Origin of the sequence: Pseudomonas sp. 22490 (assembly GCF_052044465.1) — a bacterium.
GTDB lineage: Bacteria > Pseudomonadota > Gammaproteobacteria > Pseudomonadales > Pseudomonadaceae > Pseudomonas > Pseudomonas aeruginosa.
In genome coordinates this window covers 1-18,444 of sequence record NZ_JBQENS010000031.1, presented here as the reverse complement: position 1 = coordinate 18,444, position 18,444 = coordinate 1, and the positions used below count along the sequence as shown (strand labels likewise).

Below are 18,444 nucleotides of genomic sequence, written 5' to 3'. Positions count from 1 at the left end.
GCTTGGTGGTCGCGCTCCCCTGGGGTCAAGCATGGGTGCCGCGCTTTACCCGAAACCTGGCCAAAGTTTTCCGTAGGAATTCCAACGGCGTAAAGTGCCAATGCGTCAACAGGATGAGCCGGTTTGCAACCAGCAAAAGCTCATGCGTTCCGCGTCAGTGAAATGACCGCGGCGGCGAGCCCGCAGGCGAGTGCCGGAGTACGGAAGGGCGCAGCAATTGCGTCGAAACTGGAATCAGTACAGCGCATGAGCCATGCAGATCGGGTCAGCCGCAAGACCAAAGATGAATCGCGCAATCCGAGAAAACTAGCCGCGCACCTTTCGATAGATCTGCGTCAGATCGCGCGTGATGTGCTTGCGTCCTGATGACATACACGTTCGGCGCGTTCGATGAACCGCTGCAACGGCTCCGTCATGCCACCCTCGGTTCGTAACAGATAGGTGGTTATCGATGCGCTCTGACCGGCCAACGGGCGGACAACAACATCCGCCGGCTGGCAAGTTGCCAAGTGCGCGGCAGTGGAAAAACTTAGCCCGTACCCTGCGGCCACCAACGTCAGCATCAGCCCGTGAGAAGCGGCATACTCAGCCACGATCGGTTGGACATCGACAGAGCGGAACAGTCGTTCGCTCTGCCGACCGCAACCTTGGCATGCCCGTGGATCACAAAGTACCAGCGGATAGCTCACCACTTCCTGCAACGGCACTTCCTTGAAGGCTACAAGCGGGTGCCGTGCGGGCAGGATCACTACCAAGGGGTCGGCCCACAGCGGCTCAGCAATGATCCCGTCCTCCACTTCATTGACCATTGCAAAGCCGGCGTCGAACAGATTTGCGTTCAGCCCCTGCACGAGTTCGGTCAGCGGTACTTCGGAGAGCCGGATGTTTACCTGCGGCGACTCTTCGCGGCACAGTGCAAGCAGTGCTGATAGCCTCGCCCGTCCTATGTCTCTCGACAGCGCGATTCGCAAAATGCCCTGAGAACCGGAGGCAGCAGCCTTCGCGCTGGCCACTGCCTGCTCAACGCTCAACATGATGCGGCGGGCGTCGTCGAGGAAGACTCGCCCTGCCCAAGTCAGGGTTGCGCCCCGCGGCGTGCGACTGAGCAACGTCACGCCTAGAGTTGTCTCCAACTTGCGGATCGTGCGTGATAGGGGAGATTGTTCTATATGCAGCCGCCTAGCGGCTCGACCGAAGTGCAGTTCCTCGGCTACAGCAATGAAACAGCGAAGATGACGTAAGTTCATGCGCAGTCCCTCGTGACGTGACCAGTCCTTATGATCGTAGGGAGCCGCATGCGTGCGGAGAAGAGGCCGGCATGTCTTGCAGCGGCTGCCGTCGCCGGCTCACAGCACGCGGGCAATGGTGTCCGGAGTTATTGCAACGCTGCTTGAACGCGGGCGGCGGTCATGGCGGATGGCTAGCTAGAGCACTCGCGCCAGCGCGCCTCGGCTATCTTCTGTGGCCGCAGCGACCCGAGGAAGACAGTCGCGGCGTCTTACGTCACTCCCCGAGGGCGAGCGATTTGGTCTGTCGACACGGGCGGCGGCGCAGCGTCTGAAGTTCGCGCCAGCGGGCATCGCGCCGGATGAACTGTCGATGGGCATGTTCGGCGAATTCGAGATCGCCACCTGTAACCGCGCTGCTGAAGCACTGCGGCCGGAGCAGTCGCAGCAAGCGGCTGACGCGGGCGGACAAGCAATTCCTGCAACATGTGCCGCGCCTCTTCACTGCCTTGCAGCAAGCCCGCGACAGCGTGAGGGGAGCGGCCAACGGCTTTCACGGTCAGCAACGCATTACGCTGTCCGATGGCATCACCCCGTCGCGCTTGCCGACCTTGCTGGCGTTAAGCTGGCAGGAGGAGCCCGACGTCGAGTTGCGCCTGTTCGAGGTGTCACTGTCGCAGCAAATCAAGGGGCTGCATGGCGATCTGTATGACCTAGGGCCCAGTCTGGTGAAGTGGGTGACGACATCGTGGCTAAGGCGCTTTGGAGCGCCCCCCCTCATGGTCGCGGCGCCGGCATGGCATCCGCTGCTCAAGCACAAACGTATCTCACTGGACGAGGTGCTGCGTTATCCGCTGGTGCTGGTGACCCACATGCATACGGGAGTCATGAACGTCAGATCCAACGAGTGCTGCCGCGGGTGAAGCAGGAACCCGTGATCGCTGCACGGGTGGCTTCCTGGGAACCTGAAACGCGTCGAGGTATATTGATTGGACAGAAGCTAGTCTTCCGTCAACAGGTGTAGCCATCCCTTGCTAGCGGCTTCCATAGAACTTTTCCACGAACGAGCGACGGTAACTCTGGTGGCAGGCTAGGCAGCTTTGCTGGGTCTTGGAGAAAGCCGCGATGACTGCTTGGCCGTCATTCCGCTGTGCAGCCTCGCCCATGGCGGTCGCGGCGTCATGGACCTGTCCATCAAGACCCCGAAACTTTCCAGCGTCTGCCCCAAGCCAAGCAAGGATGCGCATCTTTTCCGACATGGGCGGCTCGGCATGCTTGGCGATTCGTGGTGCTAGCTCGGCGACCAGCGGCCAGTCTTCTTTGGAGATCGCGCCCGTGACGGCTTGCATGTCGCGACCGAGTCTTTCCATTATGGTACGAAGCGCCATTGGCTTTGCCGCCTCTACGGACTGCGCACCGAGTGCCGTGGCGAAGGTTGCCAAGAGCACGGACAGCGGGACGGTGAAAAACGATCTGGGTTTCAAGGGCTGGTTCACGAATTTCTCCATTGATGTTGTGACGAATGCTTTGGGTCTAACGATTGGTTGCAGGTGTCCTCAAAATTCCAGACTCAGCGCGATCGATCCGAATGCGTGATGGCCCGCCTGCTGGTCGAACTCGCGGGTTCTCCAAACGCGCATCACGGCGAGCCGTACGCCACGTCCAGCAACGATCCATTGGCTACTGATGCCGAGAGCTGCTTGCGCGATCCAAGGCCGCCGGCTGACGTGATGGCTATGCCGGAACATGTTTCCGTCGAGTGAGAAGTCCCAGGCGACGGCTTTACCCTCCAGATTCAGGAAGACATGTGCCCCAGGTTTGGGCGCCAGGACCGACTGCGGCGTTGTCGTGCGCAGATCGGCAACACCAGAGGGCGGGCGGTTCTCTGCGCCAGGGCGGATCGGATAGCTGCCGAAGTCGTTCGGTATATTCCAGCCCGCGCGAAACTCCACGCCGGTACTGGCGGCGGTTTCGATGTTTCCGACCCGCAGGGCATAGCTGCCGATCACGTCGCTGCCCCATCCAGGGCGGACCGCACCCTCCATGTACGGCTTGAACTTGCGGTCCATGGCCATCTGAAACGCCGGCTCGTTGCGCAACTGGTTGTCCCAGCCGCGAAATCGCTCAATGCCGCGTGCCCGATGCACCAGATCCTGAGATTGCTCGGCCAGCGACCAGGGGCCGATCACGCCCAGGGTCAGCTCACGCACGTCAAGCATTTCGTAGCTGGCGGCTTGTGGGTGGATGCGGCGATTCCACGCCAAACCCAGGTAGAGCAAACCAGCGTACGGTCGGTCATCTGGAATCACGTCGGTGCGCGTCTTGTTCTCGGGCGTGTACATGGACTGGCCAAAGCGCACGACGAGGTTTTGCGACGATGTCTGGGCGCCGGAATCGCGCCAGAACCCGGGATCAGCCCAGCCGATGAAGCGGGCGTACAAACCAATCGGCTGAGGCAGGCACTCCGGACGGAGCCCGCCTTGCAGATCACGTGAGACTGCTGTTAGCGCGACACCGTTGGTGTAGTTGCGATCGGAGCCGGTGAACAAATCGTTCTCCAGACGCAGGGTGCCGCCCCGCCAGCGCAGGGATTGCTCTGGCGAGCAGGAGGGAGGATTTGCAGAGAGTGAGACTTCGGAACCAAAAGCAGAAATCGGGCTGAACAATGCACCCGCAATCAACAAGATGACGCACTGCATCGGCTGCCGCACCTTGGTGCCGCGCAGGCTCCAGCGATACCCGCCGATGCCAATCATGTTGCCCCATCGCCTGCCGCCCTGTTGACGTAAAAGCGTTCGAGGGCACTGACGATTTCCTCCGCATCGTCTACGCAGGTGAACAAGTCGAGATCGGATGAAGAGACATAGCCTTCGTCGAGCAGAAGATCGAAATCAACTACGCGACGCCAGAATGCACGGCCGACCAGCACCACCGGAACACGCTGCATCTTTATGGTCTGGATCAAGGTGAGCACCTCGAACAGCTCATCGAGCGTTCCATAGCCACCGGGGAAGGCCACCAAGCCCTTGGCGTGCAACAAGAAGTGCATCTTGCGCAGCGCGAAATAGTGGAATCGGAACGCCAAATCCGGGCACATGTAGGGGTTGGGTGCCTGTTCGTGGGGCAGCGTGATGTTGAGGCCAATCGAACGTGCGCCGACCTCGAAAGCACCGCGGTTGGCGGCCTCCATGATGCCGGGCCCACCCCCGGTGACGACGACGAAATCACGGCGGTTTTGCTGCTGGAAACGCGCCGAAATAAGGCCCGAGAAACGCCTCGCTTGCTCGTAGTGACGTGCCTGTTCGACCCGGCGATTGGCCCGCGCAAGCTCTTGCCGCAGCCCGACATCCTCCGGAGTGACGAGCGCCTGACGCTCCAGAACGCCAAGACGGGCTTCTGCCGTCTCGGCATCGCTCACGCGTGCGCTGCCGAAGACCACTACCGTCGAGCGAATGCCTTGCTCGTGCAGGATGCGCTCGGGCTTGAGCAGTTCGAGCTGTAGTCGCAGCGGCCGCAGTTCGTCCTGGCCAAGCAGCTCGATGTCTTCGTACGCAAGCCGGTACGTTGGCGACTCGCGGATGGCGCGCAGGCGTTCATCGAGATCTTCTGCGGGCTTCATCACTCGTGCGCCAGAAAGTCCGGCCAGCGCAGCGCATGGCCATACTCGGGCACCGTGACCTGCCAGCCGAGTTGCTGCTGCAAGAGGTCAGCGAAGGTTTGCGCGGCCGACGATTCCCCATGCACCACGAAGGTTTGCGCCGGTGCTTGAATGAAAGCACGGGCCCAATCCAGCAGCGCCTTCTGGTCGGCATGCGCCGAGAGGCCGTCCACGCTGTGGATCGCCGCACGTACCGGGATGTCCTCGCCGAAGATGCGTACACGTTCGGCCCCCTCGATCAGGCGCCGGCCAAGCGTCCCCTGCGCCTGGAAACCGGGAAACAAGATGCTGCATTCGCGGCGTGGCAAGTTGTGGCGCAGGTGGTGCCGGATACGTCCCGCATCGCACATGCCGCTGGCAGAAATAATGATGGCCCCGGAGCGAATCCGGTTCAGCGCCATGGACTCCTCAGCGCTCGCTGTGAAATCCAGGTACGGGAGGTTCTCGCCGCGCGCGTGCCATCCGGCCAACCGCTTCGCCTGTTCGTCGAACAATTCGAGATGTTCACGCGTGATGCGTGTGGCCTCGGTGGCCATCGGCGAATCGACAAACACCATTGGACGCTGCAGACGCCCTTCGCAGGTGAGACGATGTAGGTGGTAGAGCACCTCCTGGGTTCGGCCGACCGCAAAGGCCGGAACGATGACATTGCCGCCGCGCTCGAACAGGGTTTTCTCGACGATGCCGATCATGTCCGCTTCGGTCGCCGAAAAATCCTTGTGCCGGCGGTCACCGTAGGTGGACTCGATGACGAGGATGTCGGCTTCCTCAATGGGTGTCGGGTCGCGCAGGATGGGGCGTCCCGGCTGACCCAGATCGCCGCTGAACACGATCTTCGTGGGGTAACCGTACTCGGTAATCCACACTTCCAGGATGGCCGAACCAAGGATGTGTCCGGCATCACGAAAGCGGGCGCGCACCCCGACGCGGGGTGCGAACTCCCGGTCGTATTCGATACCTCGTACTTGCTGCAGGCATTCGTGTGCATCCTGCAGGGTATACAGGGGTGGCGGCACGGTCTTTTCTTTGAGCCGCTTGGCAACCCGCTTGGCATCGATTTCCTGGATGTGAGCGCTATCGGGCAGCATCACCCCGAGCAGATCAACCGTCGCTGGCGTGGCGTAGATGGACCCCTTGAACCCGGCGCGCGTGAGTTTGGGCAATAGCCCGCTGTGGTCGATGTGGGCGTGGGTTAGCAGGACGAAGTCAATGGACGCCGGGTCGAACGCGAACGGCTCGTGGTTGCGTGCTGCTGCTATACGCCCACCTTGAACCATGCCGCAATCGACCAGGAAGCGGACATTAGCCGCTTCGACCAGAAAGCACGATCCGGTGACTTCTCGGGCTGCGCCCAAAAAACTGAGTTTCATAGGGCGTTCACTCGGGTTTTCGCATCGGGCAAGTGCTGAGGCCGAGCAGGCGATAGCCAGGACAGCGGCCTGCCAGGCCGGTGAGGAGTGGCATGATTCCAATGAGCCCCAGCCAACGCCAGGATGAGTCCAGCCACAATGGGAGACTGAGCATAATCAGTCCGATGACGATGCGCACAATGCGGTCGAGATTTCCAACGTTGATTTGCATGACGGTCTCCTTGTGTTGAATCAGCGGCTTGAAAACGCGACGGGGGCGGCAGCGCCCCGCAGCGGATGGGTTGCGGTCGATGCCGTCGTGGATACGTCCCAGCCACCACCAAGGGCCTTGTACAGCGCCACCAGTTGCACGGCGGCGTTGGTATGCGCGCGTGCGGCTGCGGTTTCTGCCTCGTGCAGACTGCGCTGGGCAGCCAGCAGTTCGACCAGCGCAATGTCGCCCGCCGCGTAGCGCGCCTTGGCGTGGCCGTAGCTGGTGCGCGCGGCATCCAGTGCCATACCGCGGCGCTCCAGTGTGTCCAGCCCGCCGTGGTAGTCGCCAAGCGCGCGCTCGGCATCGCCCAGCGCCGCCAGCACGGCCTGCTCATAGGCCAGCGCGGCCTGTCGCTCGGCCGCCTCGCGTGCCCGAATTTCGGCTCGCACACGGCCACCGTCGAACAGGCGCCAGGAAATCAGCGGCAGGATGGAAAAACGCGAGCTGGATGCATCGAACCAATCGCCCGTACTGAGCGCTTGGAACCCGCCGCCGACACCGATGGAGAGTTTGGGGAACAACTCGGCCGTGGCCACGCCGATGTCGGCGGAACTCGCTGCCAGGTGACGCTCCGCAGCCAGCACGTCCGGGCGCCGGCGCAGCATCTCTGCGCGCTCGCCCACCGGCAGCGCCCGCAGCGTGCTCGGCGTCAAGGGGCCATCCAGCAGTGCCAGCTCCCGCTCCGGCGGCGCGCCCAGCAGCACGCCCAGGCTGAGTATCGCGGCGCGCTGACGCGCCTGGATATCCGGGATGAGCGCGTTGACTGCTGTCCATTGGGCGTACGCCGCCTCCACGTCGGCGGCCGACGCGTCGCCCAGCGCATGCCGCAGGCGCACCAATTCCAAGGTCTGCTGCAGCGTATCCAGTGTGGCCTGTTGTGCGTGCAACTGGTAGCGGGCGCCGACGGCGGTGAACCAGGTGCGCGCGACCTCGGCCACGATGCGCATGCGTATGCCCTGCGCCTCGGCTTCGGTCGCCTGCAGGCGGGCGCTGGCGCCTTCCAGCGCCCGCCGCTTGGCCCCGAACAAGTCGGCCTCCCAGGCCGCGTCGAAGCCCGCGTCGTAGATGGTCTGCGTGGCGTCAAGGCCGGGGATCGAACCTACGGGCAGGGGTCCGTTCTCGCTTTGACGGCGCCGGTTGACGCTCGCGCCAGCGGCGGCGGTGGGCAATGCCTCGCCGGCCACACGATCGCGCAGGGCGCGTGCCTCATCGATGCGTGCCGCAGCGTGGCGCAGATCCAGGTTCTGTGCCAGCGCCGTGGCCATCAGGCGATCGAGGATGGGATCGTCCAGTGCAGACCACCATTGGCTCAAGTCTGCGGACTGGGATTCGCTTGCCAACGGCAAGCTCCAGCCGCTGCCGACGTCGACCGGCGGCGGCTCGCGGTAGTCGGGGCCCACGCTTGCGCAGGCAGTCAGCAGCACGCAGGACAGGGCCAGCACGAGCGGACGCGCGCGCCCAGGGGTCAGGCCGGTGACGGTTGCGCGAAGAAAGGGAGTGCGGGGCTTGGATTTCATTGCAGGCGTCCTCGGACGAATACGGTGGCCATGGTCAGCGTGGCGAGGGCGATGACCGCCAGCGGCCACAGGCTGGCGAGAATGTCACCGGGCGGCATGGCCTTGAGAAAGCTGCCTTCGACGATGATGAGGAAATGGGTCAGTGGGATGGCCTGAGCCAGCCATTGCAGGACGACAGGCATGTTTTCCACAGGCGTCGCAAAGCCGGACATCAGCACCGCCGGCACGCCGATGGCGAACGCTCCCAGGATGGCCTGCTGCTGCGTCATGCTGACCGCGGAAATCATCAGACCGATGCCGACCACCGAGGCGATGAACAGCACCAGGCTGGCAAGCAGGAGTGCAAACGAGCCCGTAAACGGGATGCCGAACAGGAAGACGCCCGCGCTGATCATGAACAGGCCCAGCCCGGTGCCAATTGCGAGTGCCGGCAGCGACTTGGAGATGATGATCTCGGGCGTCGAGGTGGGCGACACCAGCAACTGGTCGAAGGTGCCCAGCTCGCGCTCGCGCGCGATCGACAACGAGGTGATCAAGAGCGAGCTGAACAGCGCCAGGATGCCCGTCAGGCCGGGCACGATGAACCAGCGGTAGACCAGATTCGGGTTGAACCAGTGGCGCACGACCACGGGCGTTGGTGCCTGGGCGTCGGGCACGACCTCGGCGCCGACATCGGCGGCGATGGTGGACAGATAGGCCACGGTGATCTGCCCGGAGTTGCTGCGCCGGCCATCGACCAGTACCTGCGCGCGGCCACTTTCGCCGGCGGCGATGGAGCGCGAGAAATCCACCGGGATGGCGAGCGCGGCGATCACCTCGCCACGGTCGATCAGCTCGTGGAGCTGCTGTTGGCTGTCGACATGCCGGACGTGGGTGATGAAGCGGGCGCTGTCCAGGCGCTGTACCAACTCGTGCGACCAGCGCCCCGCATCCTGATCGTAGACGGCGATATCGACGTTGCGCACTTCCAGCGTCGCGGCAAAGGCGAACACCAGCAACTGCAGGATCGGCGGCACGAACACCACCATGCGGCTGCGCGGGTCGCGCAGGACGCTGAGCACTTCCTTGATGAACTGGGCGCGCAGGCGGGTGAACGAGAATGCGGAAGTCAACATCGCGTCACTCCAGGTTCTTGCGCGTGGCGCGCTTGGCGATCACGAAGAACAGCCCCCCGATCGCCGCCATGGCCGCCAGGTTGGGCAGGAACACGGCCCAGATGTCGCCGGCCAGGAACACCGTCTTCAGCGAATCGACGAAGTAGCGCGCCGGAACCACCAAGGTGATGGCGCGGATCGGTGCCGGCATGGCGTCGATCTCGTACAGAAAGCCCGACAACGTGAAGGCCGGCAGGAAGCCCGTGAACAGCGCGATCTGCGCTGCCAGGAACTGGTTGCGTGCCAAGGAGGAAATCAGCAGACCCTGACCCAGCGCCGGCACCATGAACACCGCCGACAGCAGCAGCAGCGCCGCCAGCGAGCCCCGCATCGGGACCCCGAACACGAACACCGCCAGCGCCGCCGCACCCAGCGTGGACAGCATGCCGAGCACGAAGTACGGCAGCAGCTTGCCGATCAGGATTTCGGCCACCGAGGCCGGCGTGGACAGCACCGCCTCCATGGTGCCGCGCTCCCATTCACGCGCCACCACCAGTGCAGTCAGCATGGTGCCGATGATGGTCATGACGATGGCGATGGCACCGGGAATCAGTGCGCGGCGGCTTTCCAGCTCGGGGTTGAACCAGTAGCGCGGTTCCAGCATGACGGCCTGCGCTGGTGCTCCGACGTCCAGTCCGGCACGCCAGGACTGGACCACGCCGCGGGCGTAGTTCTCGACGTAGTTGGCGGTATTGGGGTAGGAGCCGTCGGTGACGATCTGCACCAGCGGCTCGCTGCCACGCTGGGCCAGCCGCTGCTCGAAATCCTGCGGGATCACCACGTAGCCGCGCAGGTCGCCTGAGACCAGCTGGTCGGCCACTTCGCGCCGGTCATGGGCGAAGTGGGCATCCAGGAACTTTGTGCCGGCAAAGGCCGCCGCAAGCTCCTGCGCTGCAGCGCCGGGCGACTCCAGCACCACGCCGACGCGGACATCCTTCGCATCCAGCGACACCGCATAGGCGAACAGCAGCAGCAACACCACCGGCAGCACGAACGCGATCAGCAGCGTCGAGGGGTCGCGCAGCGCCTGGTAGCTTTCCTTGGTGACCAGGGCGATCAAGCGCCGCAGATCAAAATGGCGCAGGTCGGTCTGCTGTGGTCCATTCCCGTCCTTGTGCTTTGTGGTGCCGTTCATGTGGCGGCCTCCAGCTCGCGGTCCGCCGACTCCACCAGGTGAATGAAGGCGTCCTCCATCGTCGGGTCGGGTCGTTCGGGGCTGACCGCCGAACGTTTGAGCGCGTCGGGCGTATCCAGCGCAATCAGTTGCGCACGCGAGAGCATGGCCACGCGGTCGCAGTATTCGGCCTCGTCCATGAAGTGGGTGGTGACCATGATGGTCACGCCCTTGCGGGCCAGTCCGTTGATGTGGGTCCAGAATTCGCGCCGGGTGATCGGGTCCACGCCCGAAGTGGGTTCATCCAGAAACAGCACGGGCGGCCGGTGCATCAGCGAACAAGCCAATGCCAGGCGCTGCTTGTGGCCCAGCGGCAGGGAATCGGGCGTGGCGGACAGCCAGTCGCCCAGATCGAAGGTTTCGATCATCTCGGCAATGCGCTCGCGCCGGGTGTTGCCTTCCAGTCCGTAGACGCCGGCCGAGAATTCCAGGTTCTGCTGCACCGAGAGCAGGCCGTAGAGCGAAAACTTCTGCGCCATGTAGCCGAGCCGGCTCTTGGCTGCGCCGGTGGCGCGGCGCAGATCATGGCCCACCACATGCGCTTCGCCAGCAGTGGGTTTCAACAGGCCGCACAACATCTTGAAGGTGGTGGACTTGCCGGCGCCGTTAGGGCCGAGCAGGCCGAAGATTTCGCCCTTTTGCACCTCGAAGCTGACGTTGTCGGTGGCGGTGAACTCGCCGAAGCGCTTGGTGAGGTTTCGGCACGACACGGCAATGTCGGAACCCAGCTCAACCGGCGGCAGACGCTCGGCCAGCGTCGAAGTGCCGCCGGGGCCGCCACCGAGCAGATCGATGAAGGCGTCTTCGAAGCGCGCGGGCACCTGCGCCAGCTCCACTCGCGCCTGATCGGACAGGGCCTGGAGCTGCTCCGCTTGAGCGCCCTCGCGCAACACCACGCGCACGCCGGCGCCCTGGATCACGCCATCGCTCACGCTGGGCAGGTCGAGTGCCTGGGTCAGGACCGCTCGGCGCTCGGCACCGACGTCTTCCAGACGGAAACTGCGGCCTTCGAGCTGCGCGGTCAGCTCCTGCGGCGGGCCATCGAACAGGAGCTGCCCTTGGTTCAGCAGCAGCACGCTCTCGCAGCGCTCGGCTTCGTCGAGATAGGCGGTGGACCAGACCACGGCCATGCCTTCATCGGTCAGCGCCTGCACCATGCGCCACAAGTCCTGGCGGCTGACCGGGTCGACACCCACGCCCGGCTCGTCCAGCAGCAGCACCTTCGGCCGCGCCATGAGCGCACAGGCAAGGCCCAGCTTCTGCTTCATGCCGCCGGAGAGCTTGCCGGCCAGGCGTTTGGTGAAGGGTCCGAGCCGCGTGAAGTCCAGCAGCTCGGCAAACAGATCGGCGTTGCGGTCCGCATCCATGCCGCGCAACTGCGCATACAGGCGCATGTTCTCCATCACCGACAGGTCTTCGTACAGGCCAAAGCGTTGCGGCATGTAGCCACTGGCGACATGAATGGCGTCGTTGTCCTTGACCACGTCATAGCCTGCCAAGGTGACGTGGCCGGCGTTCGGCACCAGGAGGCCGGTCAGAATCCGCATCAGCGTCGTCTTGCCGGCGCCGTCGGGGCCGACCAGACCCGTCAGCCGTCCATAGTGGATGCGCGCGCTCAAGCCCCGCAGCGCCTTTACGTCGCCGAAATGCTTGTCCACGTCTTCGATGACGATGGCAGCGTCTTCGCCCGCACCCGCAGGCACGGCGGCGATAGCAGGGCTTGCCTGCATTTCAACGCTCCCCCGCCGGGATACGGGTGCCGGCTTTCGCATCGACCTCGATCGTCACCGGCATGCCCTGGCGCAAGGCACTATCGCTGTCGGCTTCGTCGATGACGATGCGCAGGCGGTAGACCAGATCCGTGCGCAAATCCGTCGTCTCCACCGTCTTGGGGGTGAACTCGGCGCGCGGCGAGATGAAGCCGATCTGGCCGCGATAGACCTTCTCTGATGAATCGCTTTTGACGCGCACCACAGTACCGGGCGCGATGCGCCCCAAGTCCGACTCGCCCACGTAGGCGCGCACGTAAACCGGCTTGTCCAGGCTCAGGCTGTAGACCGCGCTCTGGCTTGCGACCATGCTGCCGGGCTCCCGCACTCGTGCGATGACGGTGCCGCTACTGGGCGCCATCAACTCGGTGTCCGCCAAGGCTGTCGTGGCTTGCGCTGCGGCAGCCTGTGCGGCCGCAAGGCGAGCTTCTGCCGCGGCGATGTCTTCCTTGCGAAAACCTTCGGATGCTTGCGACAGGGCCGCCTTGGCCGCTTCGACGCCAGCGGCTGCCTGGTCGCGCGCCGTGCGGGCTGCATCGACCGTGCGCTGGCTGCTGGCGCCCGATGCCAGCAGGCCACTCTGGCGCTGGAAATTGCGCTCGGTCTCGGTGGCGAGCGCCTGGGCCTGCCTGAGGGCTTCGCGCGCCTGGGTGATTTCCTGCGGTCGCAGACCGCGGCGCAGCTTGGCCAGTTCCGCCTGCGCCACCTGCACCTGGGCCTGTGCTGCCGCAAGTGCTTCCCGATAGGGTTGCGCGTCAAGCGCCGCCAGGCGCGCGCCCGCGCTGACGGCATCGCCCTCATCGAAAGCCATTTGCATCACGCGCCCGGGCTGACGGAAGGCCAGTTGCACCTCGCGGATGTCGACGTTGCCGTAGAGGCGCAATGCATCTTGTTGTCCATGGTCGCGCGACAACCAGAACGCCAGTGCGCCGCCAAGAGCGAGCACGACGACGGCGATCACGACCCAACGGGTTTTCTTGAAGAGGAGGTTTGGAGTTTTCATCGATGGGTTTCCGCTGGATAAAGGTGCTCAGTGCTCGCGTGCGACCGGCGCATTCGCCGCTGACCGGCGCCAGGCGATGGCCGCTATGCCAGCCCACACCAACGTGCGCAGCGTCATGGCGACCACCGTGCGTCGCTCCCAGGCGCCACCCAGAGCCACATGCACTCCGAAAGCGAGGAACACGAGTGCGGTCGCCACCGTGATGACAATCGCTAACCACGCGGCCCAGCGCCGGCGCATCCACAAGCCGACGCCGGCGACGATGTAGGCGAACCCGGCCAGAAAATTGAACCAGAGCACGAAGGGCACATAGTGGCCGGCGGCTTGGCGCGCCGCGCCGTCGACAAACAGAACGGCGCCGCCCTCCCGAAGAGTGAGCAGACCGAAGCCGATCGCAAGCAGGGAGATCAGCCAGTGCCAGATGCTGCGTTGTGGATGAGTGGTCATCTTCATGGCCTTTACTTGATCGGGGAAACTCCCAGGCCTTCGTCGTCGTCGCGGCGTGCGTGTGCATTCCGCCGGGCGGTCGGGCTGAGTGTTGAATGACGCGGATTCGCGCTGGAGGCGCAACGCGATCGCATGACCGTGGTGTGCCTCTCGGCTGACCGAGGAACTGCGTGGCGGCAGGATGGAAGGCGTTTCATCGGGTGTGCGTGATGCCACGGAGATAGATGGCAAACACGGCTGGCGCGTCGCGGCGGATGCGTGCTACATCGCCCGCCAGCAACGACTGCATCACCAGCCCTTGAATTGTGCCGATGAACAAGACGACGGCCGCGTCCACATCCAGTTCTGAATGCAGCTCGCTTCGCGCCTTACCGGCTTCGAGCAGTCGACGCAACCGCTCACCATATTGACGGGTCAAGGTCTGCACCATTTGCTTGGGCAGGGTCTCCCCCGGCCGCTGTAATTCGCCGAAGAGCATCCTCGGCACCCCCGGGTGCTCGGCCACGAAGTCGATGTGCGTCTTGAAGATCGCTTCAAGAGCTGCGAGGGGGGACGTAGCACCTTCTGCGGCCTTGTCTACTCGAGCGAGCAGGCGTTCCGTAACCCAGGACATCACCGCCTGCAGGATTGCGTCCTTAGTCGGGAAGTGACGGAACAGTGCTCCCTGGGTCAACCCCATGCGCTGCGCGATGGCCGTGGTCGTGATGTCGCTGGGGTTCTGTTCGGCAGCCAAGTCGACCACTGCCTCGACGGTGGCCGCGCGCCTCTCATCAGCCGGTAGATGCCTGGAGTGTCCGCTCATTGCTTGCATCCCAAAAAGTGAGTAATCTATTACTATCTTACCACTGTGCAGCCAGACCGCAAGAGGGGAAGCACGAAAAAGAGGTCTCGATGAACAGCAGAACTGCTATCTCAGACGGCTGCCAACGGTCGATTTCTGGCGGGCGCAAACGTCGCCCTCCGCACCTCATTGGCGGAAGGGCGCCGGCACATCGCAAGCCTGGCGGGGCGTAAGTGGGCGGGATGTGGATGGAGATGCTGGCGCCCGAGAGGCCGAACCAGAAGAAGACGAACAGGAGGTGGCCTTGGATTTCAGATTGCTGCGCTACTTCATCGCAGTCGCGGAAGAACTGCATCTGGCCCGGGCAGCCGAGCGTCTGGGCATCGAGCAATCGCCTGTGTCACGTGCGATGCGCGACCTAGAAAGCCAGCTTGGCGTGCAGTTGTTCGACCGCAGCACACGCCTGACGCGGCTGACCTGGGCCGGCCAGGTGTTCCTCGGCGAATGCCGGCGCGTGCAGGCCACCGTGGAGCAGGCAGTCAAGAGCGCCAAGGCGGCGGCACAGGGCTACCAGGGCCATCTGCGCATCGCGATCTGCGACGGCCTGGCGCAGCCCCGCATCGCCACCTTGCTGGCACGCAGCCGCGAGGAGGAGCCCGAGATGGAGATTCGCGTCTTCGAGCTGCCGTTCGCGCAGCAGCTCAAGACGCTGCACGACGATCTGCTGGACATCGGCTTTGCGTTGTCAAACGCGGTACATGATGGCCTCGTCGCCGAGCCGGTGTGGACCGATCCGCTGTCGGTGATCGTGCCCGCACGCCACCCCTTGCTGGCACACGTGCAGGTGCCGCTGGCCGAAGCCCTGAAGTTCCCGCTGGTTCTGTGCCATCCCGAATCGGGATCGGGCTGCCGCCATCAGATTCAAGCGCTGCTGCAGGACGCAGGCACGCCGCTCAAGCTGGTCGATGAAGTGACCAGCCTGGGCGTGATGCTGACCCTGGTCGGTGCCGGCTACGGCATCGGCTTCGCCATCGCCTCGCAGGTGCAGACGCTACAGCGCCCGGACATCTCCATTCGTCCCTTGGCCGGCAGCCCACCGGTGCTCTCTACCTACCTGCTGCGCCGCCGGGGCGAACCCTCGGAGCCCATGAAGCGGTTCATCGAGCGGGCGAAAGGCGGGCGGGACCGGGCCTGTCGATGATGAGTCAATCCTTTGAGGACGCAGCTCACCTGTCCGTAGCGGCCTGTGGCGTGATGTGCCAGTAGACAGATAGACTTCCGAATGAAATCCGATGCTCTGGCTGTTGATGGATGTGCTTGGCTCGCTTTGGATCACCCGCAACGGCCTGCGTTGACCAGGCCGAAGACTTGAGTCCACAATCGAGTCCATTCCGTGACGCTTGGATCGGAAAAAACGTTCGTAATAAACGAGTTAGCGACCGGGTGCTGTTCCCATCACCCGCTCCAAATCCCCCTGCCAAGCCCCTGAAATGCCTAGCGTTTCGGGGGCTTTGCTTTTTGGGGGAAGGAAAGGTGTCGAAGAAGTGTCGAGGCGCATTCAGCGCTACATGCTCAGGAGTAGAAAGCCATCACTCGATTGGCCCCACCAAGCAGTAGCGGATCAATTGCTGCTCAACGCTCTGCTTCTGTCGCAGAACCAAGATCACTGCCGCCTCGCCTTGCTCTTCGTGGAATTCGTAAAAAACACGATAGGGGCCGGTATTAAGCTCGCGATAGCTCAGCACCCCCAGAAGACTCGCCTGCTGGCTGACTGGGTAACCTTTAGGTGCAAGTGAAATCTTCTCTTCAATCTCATCCAAAAGGCTCAGTACTGACTGGAATGCAGCCTGTTCACCTTGGAATGGAGCCAAGTGGTGGACTTGGTCTTCGATGCTTTGCTCTGCGGTATCAGTAAAACGAATGACGACCGGGGACATTAAACCTCCTTATTCTGGCTGAGCGAACCTCCTGGAAAGGCGAGCTTTCAAATCATCAACAGAGCGATGCTTGCCTTCTGCGTACTGGCGGGAGCCAATCGCAAGCAACTTCACCAGCGCAATTGCTTCATCGCGCTGCTTCCGCTCAGCATATGACTCAACCACATAGGCAGGAACACCGTTCTGCGTGACGACCATTGGCTCGGATAAATCCAGGTCAGCCGCATGACGTTTCAAATAACTAATTGTCTCGACTCGCATGAGCCGGTACCTCCATTGCTGTGGGAACACTTAAGGCCTGGAACTCAGGTTCTACGGTGTTCGAACTCCACCACGCTCCATATCCAGGCGACGAGTGGGATTCGCGCGTCGGCAGTCTGTCTACCGTCGGCTCCAACATCATAATCCGAATTCAGACCGAATTTGAACCACCTCAAGTCTATTTTTCTTTCCCTCTGTCGACCCCCGCAGCCTTCAACCTATGAGCGGGTTGAATCGAACAGCTTCAGATAGGTGGTCTTGGGAGAGGTGCGCATATCGCATCGTCATCGACAACGAGGCGTGCCCCAGGATGTGTTGTAGGGTCACGATGTGCCCGCCGTTCATGATGAAGTGACTGGCGAACGTGTGGCGCAGTACGTGGCTGGCCTGCCCCTTCGGCAGCTTGATCGAGGTCGACAGCAGCACCAGGCGGAACACGCCAAGGCAGTTCGTGAACGGCCCGTGGGTCTGCCAATGCAGGCGAAGGTCGGCGCCCAATTCTTCCGAGATCGGCACCGAGCGCACACGCTTGGACTTGGTGTTGGCAAAGATCACCGCATTACCTTTCAGACGTTCCGGCGTCAGCGCCTGAGCCTCACCCCATCGAGCCCCTGTCGCGAGGCAGATACGAGCGACCATCTTCGGATGTGGCGACGTGGTGCGCGCATCCAGGGCCGTAAGCAGTTCGGACACCTGATGCTTGGTCAGGTACGACAGCGGTCTTTCCTGAAGCTTGAGCGGCCGCATGCGCCCTACCGGATTCTCATAGTCAATGACGCCGAGTTGACACAATTCGTTGTACATGGACTTGAGGTAGCCAAGACGGTTATTCGCGGTCTTGCCCGACATGCCATTGGCTATCTGCCGGCTACGCAACCGAGCCACTTTCGCGGGCTCCAGGGAGACAGCGACCGGGTCGCCCAGGTCCTTTGCCACCAACCGCAGAATCGCCACGCAACGATGCCCGTTGCTCAGGGTCTGGCCGTGCAGTTCATACCAGAGTTCGACCAACTCCGAGAGACGCCGACGGTCCTTCGGCCTGAGCGTCCAGCAGGGGTTTTCCGCACACTTCTGACGCGCGGTGGCCTCGAATTGCTGCGCCTCCATCTTGGTCTTGAACCGCTTGCGAAAGCGCTTGCCCTTGATAGGTTCTACATCGACGAACCAACGGCCATCGGGGAGCTTGGTGATCGACATTAGACGGCATACCCCCGCCGCAGATACCGATCACACATCAGCTTGTGTATGTGCCTTTCCAGATCGCGACGAGTCCAACCCTTGGCGAGATAGTGGTCTTCGATAACGTGCCAGAACTCCAATTTGCGGGCGGACTCAATAGCCTTTTTTGCCGGGACACGCTCCCGCGCGATCAGGCTCACGAACTGGCCGAGAAACATCTCGCAGTTACGTCCACTGAAACCCTTGGCAGTCTTGTAATAGCGCCGATACTCGGTGCGCTCAATCAGCGGATCGCACTCGACTTGGACGCGAGCATCCTGGCTGATCAGGCTCCAGAAGGCGTCATACATGCCCTCCCGAGAGAGCACACGGAATGCCTCGCAGGCATAGTTCCACAGCCCCTGTAGGTGCGGGCAAAGGCCCTCGTAGGTGCGGCAGCCGATGACCTCTCCCGAGGCCATACGTGAGCCTTCGGAGAACTGCTGGACGATGGAGTGGTGATAGCGAAACTCGATCCGCCACACCGTTTCCAGGGGGTTATAGGCCGGGTCGCCATCGCCGAACGGATCCCCGTTCAGGGTCGCCCACACGCTTTCCCAATAGTCGAGCTTGTCGGTGGCCCGAGCCTGGAGGGTCTTGTTATAGATCGACAGTTGCAGGCCGTTGGCCGAGCCGAACATGTACGTCTCGCCACGCCCGTAGACCGAGGCGTTGC

The 18,444-nt window shown here is 63.0% G+C and carries 19 protein-coding genes and 1 pseudogene; 3 read left to right on the top strand and 17 right to left on the bottom strand.

The genetic code is table 11. The features are described 5' to 3' along the window. Positions 1 to 123: 123 nt before the first annotated feature. A complete protein-coding gene (locus tag ACTJJX_RS27290) occupies positions 124 to 366 on the top strand; it encodes a hypothetical protein (protein ID WP_134586898.1) in 243 nt (80 codons plus the stop codon). Here ACTJJX_RS27290 and ACTJJX_RS27285 read toward each other — a convergent pair. Further along, positions 336 to 1,247 (bottom strand): LysR family transcriptional regulator, encoded by a 912-nt coding sequence (locus ACTJJX_RS27285; protein WP_013721842.1) that lies wholly within the window; start codon positions 1,245 to 1,247, stop codon positions 336 to 338. The genes ACTJJX_RS27290 and ACTJJX_RS27285 overlap by 31 nt on opposite strands. Before the next feature lie 341 nt (positions 1,248 to 1,588). Between ACTJJX_RS27285 and ACTJJX_RS27280 the strand changes: the two genes are divergently transcribed. Continuing rightward, positions 1,589 to 2,149, top strand: a complete 561-nt coding sequence (locus tag ACTJJX_RS27280) for a LysR family transcriptional regulator (protein WP_227274788.1) — start codon at positions 1,589 to 1,591, stop codon at positions 2,147 to 2,149. A gap of 111 nt (positions 2,150 to 2,260) precedes the next feature. Here the strand turns inward: ACTJJX_RS27280 and ACTJJX_RS27275 are convergent, their stop codons facing one another. From ACTJJX_RS27275 to ACTJJX_RS27220, 12 genes are all read right to left on the bottom strand, one after another. Next, positions 2,261 to 2,722 (bottom strand): cytochrome c, encoded by a 462-nt coding sequence (locus ACTJJX_RS27275; RefSeq protein WP_023443928.1) that lies wholly within the window; start codon positions 2,720 to 2,722, stop codon positions 2,261 to 2,263. A gap of 60 nt (positions 2,723 to 2,782) precedes the next feature. Next, positions 2,783 to 3,982, bottom strand: a complete 1,200-nt coding sequence (locus ACTJJX_RS27270; protein ID WP_023443929.1) for a lipid A deacylase LpxR family protein — start codon at positions 3,980 to 3,982, stop codon at positions 2,783 to 2,785. Continuing rightward, complete coding sequence (locus ACTJJX_RS27265; RefSeq protein WP_440782029.1) at positions 3,979 to 4,845, bottom strand: TIGR00730 family Rossman fold protein; 867 nt, start codon at positions 4,843 to 4,845, stop codon at positions 3,979 to 3,981. Before ACTJJX_RS27265 ends, ACTJJX_RS27270 begins: the two co-directional genes overlap by 4 nt. Further along, positions 4,845 to 6,254: an MBL fold metallo-hydrolase RNA specificity domain-containing protein gene (locus tag ACTJJX_RS27260; protein WP_023443930.1), complete on the bottom strand. Its 1,410-nt coding sequence runs from the start codon at positions 6,252 to 6,254 to the stop codon at positions 4,845 to 4,847. Before ACTJJX_RS27260 ends, ACTJJX_RS27265 begins: the two co-directional genes overlap by 1 nt. Before the next feature lie 7 nt (positions 6,255 to 6,261). Beyond that, positions 6,262 to 6,465, bottom strand: coding sequence for a YgaP family membrane protein (locus tag ACTJJX_RS27255; protein WP_023443931.1), 204 nt, complete (start codon positions 6,463 to 6,465; stop codon positions 6,262 to 6,264). Positions 6,466 to 6,485: 20 nt separating this feature from the next. After that, positions 6,486 to 8,024 (bottom strand): efflux transporter outer membrane subunit, encoded by a 1,539-nt coding sequence (locus ACTJJX_RS27250; RefSeq protein ID WP_023443932.1) that lies wholly within the window; start codon positions 8,022 to 8,024, stop codon positions 6,486 to 6,488. After that, positions 8,021 to 9,139: an ABC transporter permease gene (locus ACTJJX_RS27245; RefSeq protein ID WP_010792190.1), complete on the bottom strand. Its 1,119-nt coding sequence runs from the start codon at positions 9,137 to 9,139 to the stop codon at positions 8,021 to 8,023. The genes ACTJJX_RS27250 and ACTJJX_RS27245 overlap by 4 nt, the downstream gene beginning before the upstream one ends. A 4-nt stretch (positions 9,140 to 9,143) precedes the next feature. Continuing rightward, complete coding sequence (locus ACTJJX_RS27240) at positions 9,144 to 10,313, bottom strand: ABC transporter permease (RefSeq protein WP_328261849.1); 1,170 nt, start codon at positions 10,311 to 10,313, stop codon at positions 9,144 to 9,146. Beyond that, positions 10,310 to 12,082 (bottom strand): ATP-binding cassette domain-containing protein, encoded by a 1,773-nt coding sequence (locus ACTJJX_RS27235; protein ID WP_057390441.1) that lies wholly within the window; start codon positions 12,080 to 12,082, stop codon positions 10,310 to 10,312. Before ACTJJX_RS27235 ends, ACTJJX_RS27240 begins: the two co-directional genes overlap by 4 nt. A 1-nt stretch (position 12,083) precedes the next feature. Then, on the bottom strand, positions 12,084 to 13,124 hold the full coding sequence (gene hlyD, locus ACTJJX_RS27230; RefSeq protein WP_010792193.1) for a secretion protein HlyD: 1,041 nt from the start codon (positions 13,122 to 13,124) through the stop codon (positions 12,084 to 12,086). A gap of 27 nt (positions 13,125 to 13,151) precedes the next feature. Then, positions 13,152 to 13,577: a hypothetical protein gene (locus ACTJJX_RS27225; protein WP_014819567.1), complete on the bottom strand. Its 426-nt coding sequence runs from the start codon at positions 13,575 to 13,577 to the stop codon at positions 13,152 to 13,154. A 187-nt stretch (positions 13,578 to 13,764) separates the two neighbouring features. Further along, complete coding sequence (locus ACTJJX_RS27220; protein ID WP_023443938.1) at positions 13,765 to 14,373, bottom strand: TetR/AcrR family transcriptional regulator; 609 nt, start codon at positions 14,371 to 14,373, stop codon at positions 13,765 to 13,767. A 283-nt stretch (positions 14,374 to 14,656) separates the two neighbouring features. On the opposite strand from ACTJJX_RS27220, the gene ACTJJX_RS27215 reads away from it, so the two are divergent. Then, a complete protein-coding gene (locus tag ACTJJX_RS27215) occupies positions 14,657 to 15,553 on the top strand; it encodes a LysR family transcriptional regulator (protein WP_010792197.1) in 897 nt (298 codons plus the stop codon). Positions 15,554 to 15,941: 388 nt separating this feature from the next. On the opposite strand, the gene ACTJJX_RS27210 is transcribed toward ACTJJX_RS27215, so the two are convergent. The 4 genes and pseudogenes from ACTJJX_RS27210 to ACTJJX_RS27195 form a co-directional block, all read right to left on the bottom strand. Beyond that, positions 15,942 to 16,289 carry a type II toxin-antitoxin system RelE/ParE family toxin gene (locus tag ACTJJX_RS27210; RefSeq protein WP_003123043.1) on the bottom strand — a complete coding sequence of 116 codons (348 nt, stop codon included), beginning with the start codon at positions 16,287 to 16,289 and terminating at the stop codon, positions 15,942 to 15,944. Between the two features lie 9 nt (positions 16,290 to 16,298). Then, positions 16,299 to 16,550, bottom strand: coding sequence for a type II toxin-antitoxin system Phd/YefM family antitoxin (locus ACTJJX_RS27205; protein ID WP_003114155.1), 252 nt, complete (start codon positions 16,548 to 16,550; stop codon positions 16,299 to 16,301). Between the two features lie 213 nt (positions 16,551 to 16,763). Further along, on the bottom strand, positions 16,764 to 17,747 hold the full coding sequence (locus tag ACTJJX_RS27200) for a phage integrase (RefSeq protein ID WP_016852062.1): 984 nt from the start codon (positions 17,745 to 17,747) through the stop codon (positions 16,764 to 16,766). After that, a pseudogene (locus tag ACTJJX_RS27195) lies at positions 17,747 to 18,444 on the bottom strand (hypothetical protein); the annotation flags it as partial. The pseudogene ACTJJX_RS27195 and the gene ACTJJX_RS27200, both read right to left, overlap by 1 nt.